At 56.8% G+C, this 16,290-nt stretch carries 13 protein-coding genes; 8 read left to right on the forward strand and 5 right to left on the reverse strand.

Going from position 1 to position 16,290, the window contains the following annotated elements; translation table 11 throughout:
* Positions 1 to 96 precede the first annotated feature (96 nt).
* The 5 genes from WFP70_RS24730 to WFP70_RS24750 all read left to right on the forward strand — a co-directional run bounded on the left by WFP70_RS24730 (position 97) and on the right by WFP70_RS24750 (position 4,020).
* Entirely contained in the window at positions 97 to 1,656 is a 1,560-nt protein-coding gene (locus WFP70_RS24730; protein ID WP_058961463.1) for an OPT/YSL family transporter, read from the forward strand.
* A 15-nt stretch (positions 1,657 to 1,671) separates the two neighbouring features.
* Complete coding sequence (locus WFP70_RS24735; protein WP_337024702.1) at positions 1,672 to 2,604, forward strand: DUF1177 domain-containing protein; 933 nt, start codon at positions 1,672 to 1,674, stop codon at positions 2,602 to 2,604.
* 2 nt (positions 2,605 to 2,606) lie between these two features.
* Positions 2,607 to 3,284: an AroM family protein gene (locus WFP70_RS24740; RefSeq protein ID WP_160834046.1), complete on the forward strand. Its 678-nt coding sequence runs from the start codon at positions 2,607 to 2,609 to the stop codon at positions 3,282 to 3,284.
* A gap of 104 nt (positions 3,285 to 3,388) precedes the next feature.
* Complete coding sequence (ppnP, locus tag WFP70_RS24745; RefSeq protein ID WP_034830521.1) at positions 3,389 to 3,673, forward strand: pyrimidine/purine nucleoside phosphorylase; 285 nt, start codon at positions 3,389 to 3,391, stop codon at positions 3,671 to 3,673.
* A 155-nt stretch (positions 3,674 to 3,828) separates the two neighbouring features.
* Positions 3,829 to 4,020 carry a hypothetical protein gene (locus tag WFP70_RS24750; protein ID WP_337024701.1) on the forward strand — a complete coding sequence of 64 codons (192 nt, stop codon included), beginning with the start codon at positions 3,829 to 3,831 and terminating at the stop codon, positions 4,018 to 4,020.
* Positions 4,021 to 4,561: 541 nt separating this feature from the next.
* Here the strand turns inward: WFP70_RS24750 and rdgC are convergent.
* Complete coding sequence (rdgC, locus tag WFP70_RS24755) at positions 4,562 to 5,473, reverse strand: recombination-associated protein RdgC (RefSeq protein WP_034830523.1); 912 nt, start codon at positions 5,471 to 5,473, stop codon at positions 4,562 to 4,564.
* Positions 5,474 to 5,618: 145 nt separating this feature from the next.
* Here rdgC and mak point away from each other — a divergent pair, with 145 nt between their 5' ends.
* On the forward strand, positions 5,619 to 6,530 hold the full coding sequence (gene mak, locus WFP70_RS24760) for a fructokinase (RefSeq protein WP_058961461.1): 912 nt from the start codon (positions 5,619 to 5,621) through the stop codon (positions 6,528 to 6,530).
* A gap of 66 nt (positions 6,531 to 6,596) precedes the next feature.
* Here the strand turns inward: mak and eat are convergent, their stop codons facing one another.
* Positions 6,597 to 7,961 carry an ethanolamine permease gene (gene eat / locus WFP70_RS24765; protein ID WP_034830527.1) on the reverse strand — a complete coding sequence of 455 codons (1,365 nt, stop codon included), beginning with the start codon at positions 7,959 to 7,961 and terminating at the stop codon, positions 6,597 to 6,599.
* Between the two features lie 270 nt (positions 7,962 to 8,231).
* Between eat and WFP70_RS24770 the strand changes: the two genes are divergently transcribed.
* On the forward strand, positions 8,232 to 9,236 hold the full coding sequence (locus WFP70_RS24770; RefSeq protein WP_160867952.1) for a phosphotransferase enzyme family protein: 1,005 nt from the start codon (positions 8,232 to 8,234) through the stop codon (positions 9,234 to 9,236).
* Between the two features lie 471 nt (positions 9,237 to 9,707).
* The gene (gene qhpR, locus WFP70_RS24775) at positions 9,708 to 10,769 is read left to right on the forward strand and encodes an AraC-like transcriptional regulator QhpR (RefSeq protein WP_337024700.1); all 1,062 of its coding nucleotides are present in this window, start codon (positions 9,708 to 9,710) and stop codon (positions 10,767 to 10,769) included.
* Here the strand turns inward: qhpR and WFP70_RS24780 are convergent.
* The 3 genes from WFP70_RS24780 to sbcD all read right to left on the reverse strand — a co-directional run bounded on the left by WFP70_RS24780 (position 10,729) and on the right by sbcD (position 16,225).
* On the reverse strand, positions 10,729 to 11,148 hold the full coding sequence (locus tag WFP70_RS24780) for a cell envelope integrity TolA C-terminal domain-containing protein (RefSeq protein ID WP_337024699.1): 420 nt from the start codon (positions 11,146 to 11,148) through the stop codon (positions 10,729 to 10,731). The genes qhpR and WFP70_RS24780 overlap by 41 nt on opposite strands.
* A gap of 191 nt (positions 11,149 to 11,339) precedes the next feature.
* Positions 11,340 to 15,017 (reverse strand): AAA family ATPase, encoded by a 3,678-nt coding sequence (locus WFP70_RS24785; protein WP_337024698.1) that lies wholly within the window; start codon positions 15,015 to 15,017, stop codon positions 11,340 to 11,342.
* Entirely contained in the window at positions 15,014 to 16,225 is a 1,212-nt protein-coding gene (sbcD, locus tag WFP70_RS24790) for an exonuclease subunit SbcD (protein WP_337024697.1), read from the reverse strand. Before sbcD ends, WFP70_RS24785 begins: the two co-directional genes overlap by 4 nt.
* Positions 16,226 to 16,290: the final 65 nt, after the last annotated feature.

Genomic DNA, 16,290 nt, shown 5'->3' on the forward strand with positions numbered 1-16,290 from the left:
AAAATCAGGGAACGATTTATTAAAAGCGTTGATGTCCCGCGTGTCGGGCATAAAACGTATTACGCGTTTTCTACAGGGTGAAAATACGGGGATAATATGCGTCAACATAATCCAATAAAAAGTATCGGCGTGGGCTTAATGCTGGTTCTGCTGTCTGTAGCAGGTGCCATCATCGGGGTTCAGCTGATTACCACCATTGGGGTGACACCCAATACCTCTATTATCGGTGCGCTGTTTGCCATGTTGCTGGCGCGCATTCCTCTGCAATGGTTCCGTCGTTATCGCTCCATCGAAGTACAGAACCTTGCGCAAACCGCCATCTCTTCTGCCACCTTTGGTGCGGCGAACAGTCTGCTGATGCCGATTGCCGTGCCGTGGGCGCTGGGTGAACCGCAGCTGGTACTGCCGCTGTTTGTCGGTGTCAGTGCGGCGATGCTGCTGGATGCCTATCTGCTATACCGCCTGTTCGATACCCGCGTGTTCCCGGCCAGCAATGCGTGGCCACCGGGCGTGGCAGCCGCGGAAGCGATCAAAGCCGGCGATAAAGGCGGCCGTCAGGCGTGGTTGCTGGTGGTGGGTATTGTCGGCGGCATTGCCGGTTCGATGTTGAAAATCCCCATGTCAGCCTTCGGTACTGCTTTTATTGGCAATATCTGGGCGCTGAGCATGTTGGGTATTGGTTTTCTGTTGCGTGCTTATGCGCAACCGGTTGCTGGTATCGATATCAATGCGTTGTATATCCCACACGGCATGATGGTCGGCGCTGGATTGGTGGCGCTGATTCAGGTCGTGCAGGTGATTGTCAGCCGTCGCAACGATCAGCTGAATGTCAGCCGCAGCGACAGCGAAGTGAAGCGTTCTCTCGGCTTCGGCACCGTTGGCTACATCATCATCTCCACGCTGCTGGCACTGGCGGGCGGTTTGTGGAGCCAGATGGGCTTGCCGATGCTGGTGCTGTTTATCGTGTATGCCGCGTTTGCTGCCTTCGTGCATGAATTGATTGTCGGCATCGCCGCGATGCACTCAGGCTGGTTCCCGGCCTTTGCCGTAGCGCTGATAACCCTGATCCTCGGTATTCTGCTCGGCTTCCCGCCGCTGGCGCTCTGCCTGTTGTGTGGCTTCACCGCCGCAACAGGACCGGCCTTTGCCGATATGGGTTATGACCTGAAAGCCGGCTTTATTTTGCGCGGTAATGGTGCCGATCTGCAGCAAGAGCTTTGGGGCCGCCGTATCCAGCTGATCGCCGCGATGATCGCCTTCGTGATCTGTATTCCGGTGGTGTGGTACGCACACAACCTGTTCTTCGCCGAGAATCTGCTGCCGCCAGTGGCGCGCGTTTACGCCAAAACTATTCAGGCCGGTGCCGAGCCAGGCATTGCCGGAAGCTTGCTGATGTGGGCGATTCCGGGGGCGATTATTCAGTTTATCGGTGGGCCGAAGCGTCAGTTAGGCGTATTGCTGGCGACCGGTTTGTTAATCAACAACGCCGCAGCAGGTTGGGCGGTGATGGTGGGGATCGCACTGCGTATCCTGATCATTCGAGTGTGGGGCGAGCGTGGACGTTCACCGATGGAGGTGATGGCCGCAGGGTTTATTGCGGGCGACGCGCTGTACAGCTTCTTCCATTCTCTTTTTGCCAGTAGCACCAAGAAATAACCCAGGGAATTCAATATGAGTTTACAGCAGACACTGCAGGTTTTTGAGTTACTCGATAGCGCCTACGTGGATGGCCAGCAAGTGGTGGATCTTTTTGCCAGTTACCCAGGCGTGACCGCCAGCTTCAAGCGCGTCACCGGCCCGAAAGGGCGTACTGATTTCGTGCGCATTGATATTCCTGGTGCGCAGGGCAAGAACAAAGGCGGCACCGCACCCACGCTGGGCATTGTCGGTCGTTTAGGCGGCATCGGTGCGCGTCCAACGCGTATCGGTATGGTGTCGGATGCAGATGGCGCAGTGGCGGCGGTGAGCAGTGCGCTGAAGCTGGCACAGATGCAGACCAAAGGCGATGTGCTGGCGGGTGACGTGATTATCACTACTCACATCTGCCCGGATGCGCCAACCCGTCCGCATGAGCCGGTGGATTTCATGGACTCGCCATGCGATGACATCACCATGAATGACAACGAAGTGATCGACGGCGTGGACGCGATTCTTTCCATCGATACCACCAAGGGTAATCGCATTCTCAATCACAAAGGCTACGCGCTGTCGCCAACGGTGAAAGAGGGTTACATCCTGCGCGTTTCAGAAGATCTGTTGCGCATCATGGAGATGACCAGCGGCCAGCCAGCGGTGACCTTCCCGATTACCACGCAGGACATCACGCCATATGGCAACGGTGTGTATCATCTTAACAGCATCCTGCAGCCGTCAACCGCCACCGATGTGCCAGTGGTTGGTGTAGCGATTTGCGCGGAATCGGTCGTGCCAGGTTGCGGCACCGGTGCCAGCCATGAAGTCGATATCGCGGCGACCGTGAAGTTTGCGGTGGAAGTGGCGAAAGAGTTTGGCCGTGAAACCTGTCAGTTCTATGACAAACAAGAGTACGCATTACTACACTCTTTGTATGGTAGTCTCAGTCACCTGCGTACGCGGAAAGCCTAATGATGAAACAGTCCCTGGTTACCTTAACGATTGGTCAATCCCCGCGTAGCGATATTCTGCCGCTGCTGCAGGATCACTTACCGGAAGAGCAAGTCGCTCACGCCGGATTACTCGACGGGCTGACACTCGCTGAGGTGGAGCAGTTCTTCTCGCCTGAAGCGGGTGAGAAAGTGCTGGTTTCGCGTATGACCACCGGCGAGCAGGTGCGCCTGTCGGGGCCAAAAGTTGAGCAGGGACTGCAACGCAAGATTACGGCGCTGGAACAGCAGGGCTACGATACGATTTTGCTGCTGTGCACCGGTGAATTTGGCACGCTGAAAACCGAAAAGGCGCTGTTGCTGGAGCCGGACCGCATTATCCCACCGTTGGTCAAGGCCATCGTGCAGGAACATAAAGTGGGGATTGTGGTGCCGGTAGAAGAGCAGATCGCTGAGCAGGCCAGTAAATGGCGGAATCTGAACAGCGCGCCATGCTTTGCCGTCGCCAGCCCTTATCTGGCACAGCAGAATGATTTGATCGAGGCGGGCCTGTCGCTGCAAGAGCAGGGTGCGGATGTGGTGGTGCTCGACTGTATTGGCTATCACCAGAAGCACCGGGATTTCCTGCAGAAAATGCTGGGCATTCCGGTACTGTTATCCAACGTGCTGGTGGCGAAGTTAGCGGCAGAGTTGATCGTCTGACTGAGGCCGATCACAACTCGTGTGCTAAGCTGCTTTTTCGCGTGACAGATCAGCGAGTTCCCTTGTAATCTGCCAGACACCATAATGTGCTGTGAGGAAGTAACATGCTCAACGTAAGTGAGTATTTCGACGGAAAAGTGAAATCCATTGGTTTCGACAGCGTAACAATTGGCCGTGCCAGCGTTGGCGTGATGGCAGAAGGTGAGTACACCTTCGGTACAGGACAGCCGGAAGAGATGACGGTAGTGAGCGGCGCACTGAAAGTGCTGCTGCCAGGTGAAACCGAGTGGAAATGGTACGAAGCCGGTTCGGTTTTCAACGTGCCGGGCCACAGCGAATTCCACTTGCAGGTGGCTGAGCCAACGTCTTATCTCTGCCGCTATCTGTAAACGCTGACTTTCAGCATGAGTCATCATTAAACCGGGAATGCTTTTAGCATTCCCGGTTTCTTTTTGGCTTCAGCGTAGCCAGGAATCAAACTAAGGTGTGTCTATGTTGAGCCTGGTAAAGCTATTTTCACGAAAATAGAAAAGGATGTGTTCTCATGGCAGAGATTATATTCAATAAAGCCGCGCTTGAACGTTTGGATAGTCCTGAACAGCCTGAAGATGAACGCCAGAAGAACGCATTGTTTGAATTGGCAATGATCGCAAAACATGAAATCGCAAACGATCAGGGAATGACATTGAGGGAAGCTCTGGCGAAATTACGTATTGCCAGAATGAGACATCGTTAAACTGCCGTGTTTTCTTTTGTGCGGAAGTGCGGGCCAGTGCACCTCTGCTGCTGCCGGGCTGTCCTCACGCCGCTTCGCGGTGCCTTCGGCTGCAACGTCGTGCCGGGCGGATCGTTCGGGTATGGCCATCCATGGCCGACCCGAACTGCCTGGCGCATCCATGCGCCAGGCTCCTGGCACAACGTTTTCGCCTCAGCGCTGCGGATAGCCCTTGCAGCAGCAGAGGTGCTCAGGCCTTCACTATAGTGCCCATTTCAACAACTCGCACTGAAGCTTCAGAGCAGGCTGGTGTTGTTCAGGGGCTGGCAATCCGCAGCGCTGAACGTAATGAGGATGCCAGGAGAGCACGCATGGATGCGGGCGAAAGGCGGGGCGGCACACGATGTGCCATCCCCGCCGGTCCGTCAGGCAGATGAATGAAGTGAAGGAACCGCGTTAGCGGCGCGAGGACCGCCAACCCCTGAACGGCACCAGACTACGTTATCAACCGTCGCTTAACGGACAAGCACTACGCTACAGCGAGGTTAGATCAATAAAAGCTTTAGCGCTTGGCTTCGCCGCCTAACGCTTCCACCAGATTACTGATCAACGCGGCCAGCTCGCCGGTCATCAGGGTGAAATCGGCATCAAAACGCTGGGCAAAATCATCGCGGTCGATGTCGTCATTCTGCTCACGCAACGTGTCGCTGAACTTCAGACGCTTGATCGAGGCATCGTCGGCAATCACCAACTGAATACGCTCCTGCCAGTCCAGAGCCAGTTTGGTCACTACTTTGCCAGCTTCGATGTGGGTGGCGATCTCATCGGAGATCAGATCCTGTTTCTTACAACGGATCACGCCGCCGTCTTCCAGAATCGCTTTCAGTTCCGCTTCATCCATCAGCGCGAAACCAGCAGGCAATTCACCAGAACGCACCCATTCGGTCAGCGTCAGCTCAATCGGGGTTTCCAGCGTTAGCGGCACCACTGGCAGTGAACCGATGCTCTTACGCAACAGCGCTAAAGTGTCTTCTGCTTTTTTGGCGCTGGCGCAATCGACGATGATCAGGTTGTTCACGGTATCGATCCACATGAACGTCTGGCTGAAACGGCTAAACGCGCGTGGCAGCAGGCTATGCAGCACTTCATCTTTCAGCGAGTCTTTTTCGGTCTTCTTCAGCTTGCGGCTCTGTTCCGCTTCCAGCTTATCGATCTTCGCTTCCAGCGCCTGCTTCACCACCGGCGAAGGCAGGATCTTTTGCTCGGTGCGGGCGCAAATCACGATCTGGCCGTTGATTTCATGCGTCAGCGCTTCGCCGCGGTTGCCCATCGGTGAAACCCAGCCGGTTTTCGCCATATCCTGGCTGCCGCACGGCGAAAACGTGAAGGCGTCGAGCTGTTTTTCCAGATCGTCTGCGGACAGCGGGATGTCACGATTCAGACGATAAACCATCATATTTTTAAACCACAACATCGGGATTCCTTACCGTGGGTGCGATCGGGCGCACAAGTCTCAAAGTCAGCGCGCATGATAGCGAAACATCGGATTGGTTTCATTGCCTTTCCCGATTCAGCCTTCTACTGTATCTGTCACCTGAACGAATAATGAGGAATAAATCGTGCGTATTGGGATTGATTTAGGCGGTACCAAGATTGAAGTGATTGCGCTCTCCGATCAGGGGCAAGAGCTGTTCCGTCACCGCGTCAATACCCCGCGCGATGACTATGCCGCCACAGTCCAGGCGATTGTGGATTTAGTACTGCTGGCAGAGGAGAAAACCGGGGAAAAAGGCACGGTGGGCATTGGCATTCCCGGCACGATTTCGCCGTACACCCAGCGGGTAAAAAACGCCAACTCCACCTGGCTGAACGGACAGCCGCTGGACAAGGATTTGGCGCAGGCGCTGAATCGTGACGTGCGCATCGCTAATGACGCGAATTGTTTAGCGGTTTCCGAAGCGGTGGATGGTGCAGGTGCGGGTCAGCCGTTGGTGTTCGCAGTGATCATCGGCACTGGCTCGGGCGCGGGCGTGGCGATTGGCGGTGAATCGCGCATTGGCGGCAATGGTAATGCGGGCGAGTGGGGCCACAATCCTTTGCCGTGGATGGATGAAGATGAACTTCGCCATCGCGAAGAAGTGCCTTGCTATTGCGGTTTGCAGGGCTGTATTGAAACCTTTGTATCGGGCACCGGCTTTGCCATCGATTATCAGCGTTTGAGCGGTAAAGCATTGAAGGGCGCAGAGATCATTAAACTGATTGAGCAGCAGGATCCGGTAGCAGAGCTGGCGATGAGCCGTTACGAAATGCGCTTAGCTAAGTCGCTGGCGCAGGTAGTGAATTTGCTCGATCCGGATGTGATCGTGCTGGGCGGCGGGATGAGTAATAACGATCGCCTTTATCAGACCGTGCCTGCGCTGATGAAGCAGTGGGTGTTTGGTCGCGAGTGTGAAACGCCGGTATTGAAAGCGGTGCACGGCGATTCCAGTGGTGTGCGCGGCGCAGCATGGTTGTGGCCGCTGAAATCCTAGAAAAAAGGTCGCCTCAATAGCAACCTTTGGACAGGGGCGCAGGTTTGCGCCCCTGCAATTTAGCCATTACTCACCCATCAACATCGCATCTTGCGGTGCATTTTGTCGCTGGGTTTTGGTCGCCAGGAAGTAAATATATCCCACCACCATAATCCCCACGAACAGGCCGCCAATCACCGGGTTGAACCACAGCATGGCAATCAGACACACCAGTGACAGCACCAGCGCGATACCGGGAATAATCGGATAACCCGGTGCGCGGAAGCTGCGTTCCATGTCGGGTGCGGTGCGGCGCAATTTGAACAGGCTCAGCATACTCATCAGGTACATCACGATGGCGCCAAATACTGCCATGGTGATCATCGCCGCCGTCAGCGTCATGCCCTGCAGGTTGATCAGACCATCACTGTAGATTGCCGCGATACCAATTACGCCACCGGCAATAATGGCGCGATGCGGCGTCTGGAAGCGTGACAGTTTCGCCAGACCCTGCGGCAGATAACCGGCGCGCGCCAGGGCAAAGAACTGACGTGAATAACCGAGGATAATGCCGTGGAAGCTAGCGACCAGTCCGAACAAGCCAATCCACACCAGCATATGCATCCAGTTTGAATGCTCGCCGACGATCATCTTCATCGCCTGCGGCAACGGATCGTTGATGTCAGACAGTTTACGCCAGTCGCCTGCGCCGCCCGCCAGCAGCATCACGCCAATCGCCAGTACCACCAGCGTCAGAATCCCGGTGATGTAAGCTTTGGGAATGGTGCGCTTCGGATCTTTGGCCTCTTCGGCGGCCATGGCGGCGCCTTCAATGGCGAGGAAGAACCAGATGGCAAAAGGAATAGCCGCGAAGATGCCGGAAAGGGCTGGCATACCGAAATGATCGCTTCCCGCCCAACCGTTAGCGGCAAAATTGGCGATACTGAAGCCCGGCGACACTACGCCCATAAACACCAGCAGTTCCAGCACCGCCAGCACCGTCACCACCAGTTCAAACATCGCCGCCAGCTTCACGCCGAGGATATTGAGGGTCATGAAAACCAGATAAGCGCCGACCGCAGCGGTTTTCGGGTTGAGATCCGGGTACTGCACGTTGAGATAAGCACCAATCGCCATGGCAATCGCCGGTGGGGCGAACACAAACTCAATCAACGTCGCCAGACCGGCAATCAAACCACCGGTTTCACCAAAGGCGCGGCGACTGTAAGCAAACGGGCCACCGGCGTGTGGAATGGCGGTGGTCAGTTCGGTAAAGCTAAAAATAAAGCAGGTGTACATGGTGGCGATCAGTGCGGTAGTGATCAGGAACCCCAACGTGCCCGCCACGCCCCAGCCATAACTCCAGCCAAAATACTCCCCGGAAATTACCAGTCCAACCGCGATACCCCACAAATGCAGAGTGCCCAGCGTGGGTTTGAGCTTACTCGTCATAATCGTCTCCCCGTCGTGATTGTTGTGCGGCGGCTGCACCGCGCTGTTTTGTTCTATGCACTACAGTGAAGTGATAATGCCGCCGCCTGCAGCGGGAAAACTTGACGCAGGCGCAGTGAGTTTTGTCCTCCACGGTCAACTCTGAGGCAAGAAAAGTGCCAGATGTACGCTGCGGTCAACTTTGGGTTATCTGCGGTCAAGCAGTCAGAACGCCGTCATCCCATGCTGATAACACTTGCTTCCTTTAAGATTGATGCTGGAGACAGATGAATGAGCGCCAAACAATCCGATACCCTTACTGATGCGGAAACCACCGTGCTGGCACAGCAGGCGCTGGCCTGTTATCCCGCGCCCTTGCAGGGCGAGCTGAAGCTACTTTGTCGCTCGGAGAACGCCACCTTCCTGTTGCTGGCGGGCGGTAAGCGTTATGCGTTGCGCCTGCATCGACCTGACTATCACAGCAAAGCGGATATCCAGAGTGAGCTGCTGTGGCTCGACGCGCTGCGTGAGATTGGCATTATGGTGCCGCAGGCGATCCCGGCCAGTGATGGCGAAACGGTGCTGACAATAGCCATGCCCGATGGAGGCATGCGACATGCGGTACTGTTCCACTGGATCGAGGGCGAGATGCCCACCACCGATGTCGATCCCAAAGCCTTCCAGCAGCTCGGGCACATCACTGCGCGCCTGCATCAGCACAGTCGCAGCTGGCAAAAACCGGCTGGCTTCCAGCGCATCATCTGGGATCATCACACCATGGTCAGCGATCACAGCCACTGGGGCCGCTGGCAGGATGCGCCCAATCTCAATCCTGCCGATCATGGCATTGTCGCTGAAGCGGTAGCGCGGGTCGGGCAAGAGTTGCAGGGCTTTGGTAAAGGACAGGATCGTTATGGCTTGATCCACGCTGATCTGCGCCTCACCAATTTGCTGCTGCACAAAGGTGAAACCCGGGTGATCGATTTTGATGACTGCGGCATGGGCTGGTATCTGCACGATCTGGCGGCGGCGATCAGTTTTGTTGAGCATCATCCGCGTGCCGCCGAATGGGTGGATAACTGGATCCAGGGCTACGAGCGTGTGGCGCACATCAGTGATGAGGAGATGGCGCTGGTGCCGACGCTGTTGATTCAACGTCGTATCCAGATGACCGCATGGATGGGCACCCATGCAGACACCGAGATGGCGCTGAGCCTGGGGCCGCGTTGGGCCGATCACTCGGTGCGTCTATGCCGTCGCTATCTTGAAACCAATCAGCTGCCGGTTGGTGTTTGAGTTGCACCAGTAGCGGGCAGCAGTGCGTCGTAGCGGCGCAATTTATTGCGCTCTGTGAGATGACCTTCACGCCGTTGCGCGATAAATCGCGCCGCTATGATATGAACAGAAAGCGGTCGCGGCGAAACTAAATGCAACCGGACCTTTGGGCCGCGCTTAGCCAGATGTGCATCAATGTGCATGCATTTTGAATGCCACCGGGCCATTGAGCCGCTTTTATTCTGTTGAGCAGGAATGCGCACGTTACCGAATGTCACCGGATCATTGGGCTGCTTTTAGCCAGGTGTGCAGCAATGTGCACGTTACGGTACGTCACCGGACCATTGGGCCGCGTGTGCACCAACGCGCATGCCGGAGAATACTCCCGAACCTTGCCGCGTCGTCATTGATGACGACCACTGAGTGCGTCATGGTACGAATCTTGCTGGATCCCACCATTAGTTTCACTCGCGCGATCCCTGTGAGGTTCCGATGCAATCATTGATGACTCCTTCTGAAGCGTACAGCTCGCTCTCGGCACAAGCCAACAACCGTGGCGTGCTGGCAGCAGCTGCAACTGGCTTAAGCACCTTTATCACCGACAAAGGCGGCGATGTTGATCGTATTTTTGGTATCAGCGGCATTGATTCCGAACTGCTGGCCAGCCCGACGCTCAGCCTTGGTCTGGTCAACTATTGCCGCGTGATGGAAGAAGCGGCGCGCCACTCTGGTTTTGATAACTTCGGTTTGCATTACGGCAAGCAGTTCAAACCGCAGTCATTAGGGCTGATTGGCTACATCGGCTTATGTTCACCGACGCTGGAGCAGGCGCTGCACAACGTGGTGAATGCTTTTCCCTGGCATCAGCACGATACGCTGACGCGTCTTATCGACAAAGGCGACTGCTGGCGGCTGGATTATCAGGTAAGGCACGGGGCGATCCTGTCGCGTCGGCAGGATGCGGAATTGACGCTCGGCATGTTCCTCAATCTGATCCGTCACGTGGCCGGCAAAAACTGGGCGCCGCGCGAGGTGCATTTTGAGCATCCCCGGCCGGAGCAGTGGCACGAGCACTGCAAAGTGTTTGATGCGCCGGTATGGTTCGATCAACCGTTCAATTCACTGCTGATCCCCAAACGCGATCTGCTGCGCACCATGCCAGAGCAGGATCCGATGTTGTTAATGGTGATGCAAGATGCCATCCGTCGTCTGAATAGCAGCGCTTCACTGCAAAGCGTGGTGGAGCAGGCGCGTTCGCAGGTCAACTTATCGTTGATGCAGGGCGAACCGGTGCTGGAAGAGATCGCGGATAAAATGGGGCTGTCGAGCTGGTCGTTGCAACGGCGGCTGCGCGAAGAGGGCATCAGCTTCACCGCGCTGGTGGATAAAGTGCGTTGCGAAATGGCCACGCATTATCTGCAACAGAAGCAGCTACCCATCTCGGAGATGGCGCTGCTGCTGGGCTATTCCGAAGTCAGTGCGTTTTCACGCGCTTTCCGGCGCTGGTTTGGCATCAGCCCGCGCCAGTGGCGACAGGAAGGGCTGGCGAGTTAGCCTGATGCGGCGCAAAGCCGAACCACGCGGGCTGGGTACGATCCGGCGGCGGCGGTAATCCTTTCGACTGACCAATTAACTGCCAGGCGCGCAGACACAGGGTTTCATCACCTTGCGTCTGCGTGACTGCATAGCGCCCGCTGTTTTGCCACTCCAGTCGCACCATGCATTGCTGTCCTGCGTAATGTGCCGCATCGGAAAATTGCCGGTTGAGCTGTCGCTGCATCTCATCAGTCCATTTGCAGGATGCGCTGCCCGGTTCGCTCTGTGGCTGGCACAGGTTGGTCATACTTTTCATGGGATGCGATGGGGCATGCTGGCAGGCGCTGAGTAGGGCACTCAACAACAATGTGCCAGCAATACGGCGAAATACGTTCATCTATTGCCCGGATTTGCAAAACATGGTGGCCAGTTTACCGAGCAGTAAGGGGATTGCTATGGCATTTCTCTGACTCTGATTAGATCCAGAATTTTTCGCTCAATGGCTCGCACGACGCACAGCTGAATGTCAGGTGCGGCCAGACAGCCGCACCCTGTGAAAGGAGGCTCATTTGATGGCGGGACGGACGTTTATTCCCCCGGCAACTCCAGCTTGCTATAGCCCAGTCCATTCATCTTCCGCACCCTGATCTGCACCGGAATCCGCTCTTTCATCGCTTCAACGTGGCTGATCACGCCGATAGTTTTACCGCTGGCGTTCAATGCGTCGAGGGCATCCAGCGCGGTGTCGAGTGTTTCGGCGTCCAGCGTGCCGAAGCCTTCATCAAGGAACAGTGATTCAATGCGCGTTTTGTGGCTGACCAAATCAGACAGCGCCAGCGCCAGTGCCAGACTCACCAGGAAGCTTTCGCCGCCGGACAGCGTGCGGGTATCGCGCGTGGCATCGGCCTGCCAGGTATCGACCACTTCCAGCTCCAGCTCATCGGTGACGCGGCGCTGCAGTAAATAGCGCCCGTGTAAGCGATCCAGCTGACGGTTCGCCAGCCATACCAGATGATCGAGCGTTAATCCCTGTGCGAAGCGGCGGAATTTGTCGCCTTTGGCTGAACCGATTAAATCATTCAGGCGACCCAGTTGCGTCAGCTCCACCTCGTCATTGGCAATCTGCGTCAGTAATGATTGCTGCTGCTGACGCTGTTGGGCATCACTGTGCAACTGCTGCTGCGCTTCACCCTGCTGACGGGCATTGTCGCGCAGGGCCAGACGCAGGGATTCCAGCTGTTCAGTGATACCCGCCGCCACTTCGTCACTTAGCGTGGCAGGGCGCTGTTGCTGATGGGCAGTGACGCGCTGCGCCAGCTGTTGGTGCAGGGTAATCTGCTGCTGACGCTGTTGCTCCAGGGCTTGCAGATGCTGGCGCAGATGCTGAATGTCCTGTTCGTCCAGCAACGCGCTGCGCAATGCCTGCTCGTCGGCGAAGGCGCTCTGCTGGAGTGCGCTGTTAAACGCCGTTTCTGCCGCCTGCATACGCAGATGCATGGCCTGAATTTGGCTATCAATTTGCTCACACTGACCATTCAGGCTGTGCAGCTGGCTTTGTGCCTGCTGCCACAGTTGTAACTGCTGCGCCAGCGCCTGTTCGCACTGTTGCAGCAAGGCCTGCTGCTGCTGACGCGCAACGCTCACCTGGCGATCGCCAAACAGTTGCTGACGCTGCTGTTGCTGTTCTGCGTGCTGCTGCTGCAGGCTGCTGAGCCCGTGCTGCAACGTCTCCAGCTGCTGCTGCTCGCGCGTCAGGTTGCTTTGCAGGTTGTTCTGCTCGCTGTCGGCTTTAGCCAACTGCGGCTGTAACTCGGCCAGCAAGCGCTCACTCTGCTGCCAGGCTTGCCAGCGCTGCTGCAACGTAGCCAGCCAGCTGGCGCGGGCATCGCGTTCGGGCAGCACAAACTGATGTGCCGCCAGCTGCTGTTCCAGTTGCTGCGCTAACTGCTGCCAGGCGCTGTGTTCCTGAGTTTCCCGCTGATTAAGTTCATCCAGCGTTTGCTGCAGGTTGTTCAGTTGCTGTTGTGCCAGCAGTTGTGCGCTATGCTGCTGCTGCCACTGCTGTTGCTGTAAAAGATGCGCGTCTTTGGCCTGTTGTAACGCTCGCGCCGCATTTTCGCGCTGCTGCAGTTGCTGCTGCTGCGTGGCTTCCTGCGCATCCTGCTGCTGTTGCCACGCCGTAAAGACTTCCTGCTGATCTAACGTGCAGGTAAGTGCCAGCTCACTGCTGAAAGCTTGCCACTGCTCGCGCGCCACCGCGAGTTGCTGTTCGAATTCGGCAATCTCCTGTTGCAGCACCTGCTGCTGTTGCAGCGAGAGCTTTTGCTGTTCACTTTTCGCCGTGCCTGATTCTTTGAGCTTGTTAACCCGCGCTTCCTGTGCCGCCAGCCGCTGCTGGTTTTCACCCGGTTGTAATTGCTGATACTGCGCAATAGCCGGATGCTGGCACGAACCGCACAGCGGGCAGGGCTGATCGGGCTGCAGCCGGGCGCGTTCATCAGCCAACTGTGCAATGGTGCGCTCCAGCTCGCAGATTTTGCGCAGATCGAGCAGCGTCTGGTTCTCACGTTTGTAATCGTCGCGCAGTGCCTGCAAAGCACGTTCGTCTTGCTGATGCTGTTGCTGTAACAGCGTGAGTTTTTGTTGCCGCTGGTGCAACTGCGGCTGCAGCGACTGCCAGCGTGCCGCTAATAAGCTGAGCTGGTGGCGTGCCGCGCGCTGCTGTTGATGCTGTGCCAGCGCGTCACGCAGTGAAGTGCTGCTGATTTCAGTCTCAAGTGAAGTGAGTGCCTGCTCCGCTTGCAAACGTTGCTGGCTGGCCTGCGTCTCAGCCTGCTGCAGAGGTTGCAACGCGCGATCACCTTCGGCAATCGCCTGCTGCTGCTGTGTCAGCTGCGCGTGTTGCTGCTGCTGTTGCGCACGAAGTTGCGTCAGCGCCTGCTCGCGTTCATCGAAACGAGCGATATCCGCCTGCCAGCGCGTCAGTTCTGGGCCCCAGAGCGCCACCGCCGCTTCACGGCTGCGGAATGTCTGTTGCTCTGCCAGCTGCTGTTGTAAGCGCTCACGGGTTAGCTGATGCTGACTGAGCGCGTTCTGGCTTTGCTGCAATGTCTGTGACTGTTGCGCATGCAGGCGCTGCTGCTCCGCCAACTGCTGTGCGCGGCTGGCGAGCTGTTGGTCGAGCGGAATCACCTGTTCGGTGAGCAAGGTTTCCAGCTGCTGCTGATCGGCGATCGCCTGCTCACGCGCTTGCTGTGCCGTCTGATAACTTTTTTCACCCTGCTGCAGCGCGGTTAGTGCATTTTGCTGCTGCGTGTGTAACTGCTGCGCCTGCTGGGTTGCGAGCTGTTGATCTTGTTGCAACTGCTCACGCTGCTGAAGTTTTTCTCGCAGCTTTTCAGCTGGTTCCGCGCGCGCCAGGCGTTGGCGATCGCTCTCCGCCTGCTGCCATGCCTGTTCGGCATCCTGGTTCGCCTGTTCGACTTGCTGCTGCTCCTGCGCCAGCTGTTGCGAGTGCGTCAGCCACTGTTGTTGCTGTTGCGCTTGCTCAAGCTGCTCGCTCAGCGTTTTTTCCTGCGCCGTTAAGGCTTCAACCTGCTGCATCAACTCTGTGCGACGCGTCTCATCCAGCAGCATCATGCCGCCAGCGCGGGCGCGCAGTGTCTCCAGATCGGTGCGTGCGGTGCGCCAGCGCTCGTAAATCTGCATCGAGATTTGGCCGTAAATTTCGGTGCCGGTGAGTTCTTCCAGCAGTTCGGCGCGTTCGCCCGGCTTGGCGTTGAGGAAGGCAGCGAACTGGCCTTGCGACAGCATCATTGAACGGGTGAAACGGTCAAAATCGAGGCCAGAAAGGGTTTCGATGAGCTTGAGTTTGTCACCCACCTTATCGGCCACAATCTGGTTATCCGCCACGCGCGCCAGCTCGACACGCGGTGCCTGCAATTTGCCATCCGCCTGGCCGCGTGCGCGGTTCTGGCTCCAGAAGGCGCGCCAGGCTTCGCCTTTGATCTCAAATTCCACTTCTGCCAGACATTCGGCGGTGTCGCGGGTGATCAGTTCGTTTTGTGTCTGCGACAGCACGCCAAGGCGCGGCGTCTGGTGATAAAGCGCCAGGCAAATGGCATCCAGCAAGGTGGTTTTCCCCGCGCCGGTCGGGCCGGTTATGGCAAATAAGCCGTTGCTGGCAAAGGGTTCACGGCGGAAATCGATAAACCATTCACCGCGCAGCGCATTGAGATTTTTAAAGCGTAACGTCAGGATTTTCATGCAGACGGGTTCTCCAGCGCGGCGAGGGTGGTGCGGAACAGTTGGGTGAGCTGTTCGGCTTGTTCGGCATCAAACTGCTCTTCCTGCGCCAGACGGCGGGCGAACACTTCTTCGACTTTCAATTCGCTTAGCGTTTCATTATCCATGCGTGCCAGGCTGCGCTGACGCTGTTCGCGGCTGCGGCGTACCAGTAGCACTTCCACCGGTAGGGCTTCGGTCAGTTGCTCAACACGGCGCTGCAAATCGCTGAGATATTCTTGCGTGGTGATTTCAATATCGAGCCAGACGGGCTGCTCGCGATCTCCCTCGCTAAATTCGCCCAGCTGTTGTTCGATCTCCGCCATTGAGCCTTTCAACATCTGCATCGGCTGGAACTGCGGGATCGGGAGGGGAGTGACGCTATCCAACTGAGCGCTGAACTCCAGCAGGAACACGCTCTTTTCGCGGCCCAGTTCGTCAAAACTGAGCGGAATCGGTGAGCCGCTGTAGCGAATATGTTCGCTATCGGCAATGCGCTGTGCTCGGTGAATATGGCCCAGGGCAATGTAATCCGCGGCGGGAAACGCCTGCGCCGGGAAGGCATCCAGCGTGCCGATATAGATATCGCGCACCGAGTCGCTTTTGGTCACGCCAACGGTGGTGAGATGACCGGTGGCAATGATGGGGAGTGCGCGATCTGCCCGCTCGGCCAGCGCTGCGGCATAACACTGCTGATAATGCTGCTCAATCGCTTCCAGCAGTGATATCTGCTTCTCGCGCCCGGATTGTCCCGCCTGGCTGCGCAAAATATCGCGCGGACGTAAATAGGGAATCGCGCACAGTAACGCGCCCGGCGTGCCATCGCGTTGATGCAGCGTCAGCACCTGCTGTTCGCCCTGTGGTGTGGCGCTGGTGATCACTCGCGTATTTAAACAGGCGAGTAACTCGCGTGATTCATTCAGGGTCGCGACGGAATCATGGTTGCCCGCCAGCACAATCAGCTGGCACTGCGTCGGCTGTAACGCCACCACGAAGCGGTTAAACATTTCACGCGCATAGCTCGGTGGCGAACCGGTATCAAACAGGTCTCCCGCGATGATTAAAGCATCCACCTGATGCTGGGTAATCTGTGCCAGCAGCCAGTCGAGGAAGGCCTGATGTTCGGCCGCCCGGCTTTTGCTGTAAAAGAACTGACCGAGATGCCAATCTGCGGTGTGAATGATGCGCATGAATACTCCCTGCTTCGTTAAGCGAAGGCGAATTATAACCTCTTCAGATCGCAAAGAAAAAAAAG

The organism is Pantoea sp. USMM079, assembly GCF_037153115.1.
Lineage (GTDB): Bacteria > Pseudomonadota > Gammaproteobacteria > Enterobacterales > Enterobacteriaceae > Pantoea > Pantoea communis.

What these genes read in the sequence shown, in the direction of transcription:
- WFP70_RS24730 (WP_058961463.1), top strand. Translation starts at nt 97, where the DNA reads ATGCGTCAACATAATCCAATAAAAAGTATCGGCGTGGGCTTAATGCTG.
- WFP70_RS24735 (WP_337024702.1), top strand. Translation starts at nt 1,672, where the DNA reads ATGAGTTTACAGCAGACACTGCAGGTTTTTGAGTTACTCGATAGCGCC.
- WFP70_RS24740 (WP_160834046.1), top strand. Translation starts at nt 2,607, where the DNA reads ATGAAACAGTCCCTGGTTACCTTAACGATTGGTCAATCCCCGCGTAGC.
- ppnP (WP_034830521.1), top strand. Translation starts at nt 3,389, where the DNA reads ATGCTCAACGTAAGTGAGTATTTCGACGGAAAAGTGAAATCCATTGGT.
- WFP70_RS24750 (WP_337024701.1), top strand. Translation starts at nt 3,829, where the DNA reads ATGGCAGAGATTATATTCAATAAAGCCGCGCTTGAACGTTTGGATAGT.
- rdgC (WP_034830523.1), bottom strand. Translation starts at nt 5,473, where the DNA reads ATGTTGTGGTTTAAAAATATGATGGTTTATCGTCTGAATCGTGACATC.
- eat (WP_034830527.1), bottom strand. Translation starts at nt 7,961, where the DNA reads ATGACGAGTAAGCTCAAACCCACGCTGGGCACTCTGCATTTGTGGGGT.
- WFP70_RS24770 (WP_160867952.1), top strand. Translation starts at nt 8,232, where the DNA reads ATGAGCGCCAAACAATCCGATACCCTTACTGATGCGGAAACCACCGTG.
- qhpR (WP_337024700.1), top strand. Translation starts at nt 9,708, where the DNA reads ATGCAATCATTGATGACTCCTTCTGAAGCGTACAGCTCGCTCTCGGCA.
- WFP70_RS24780 (WP_337024699.1), bottom strand. Translation starts at nt 11,148, where the DNA reads ATGAACGTATTTCGCCGTATTGCTGGCACATTGTTGTTGAGTGCCCTA.
- WFP70_RS24785 (WP_337024698.1), bottom strand. Translation starts at nt 15,017, where the DNA reads ATGAAAATCCTGACGTTACGCTTTAAAAATCTCAATGCGCTGCGCGGT.
- sbcD (WP_337024697.1), bottom strand. Translation starts at nt 16,225, where the DNA reads ATGCGCATCATTCACACCGCAGATTGGCATCTCGGTCAGTTCTTTTAC.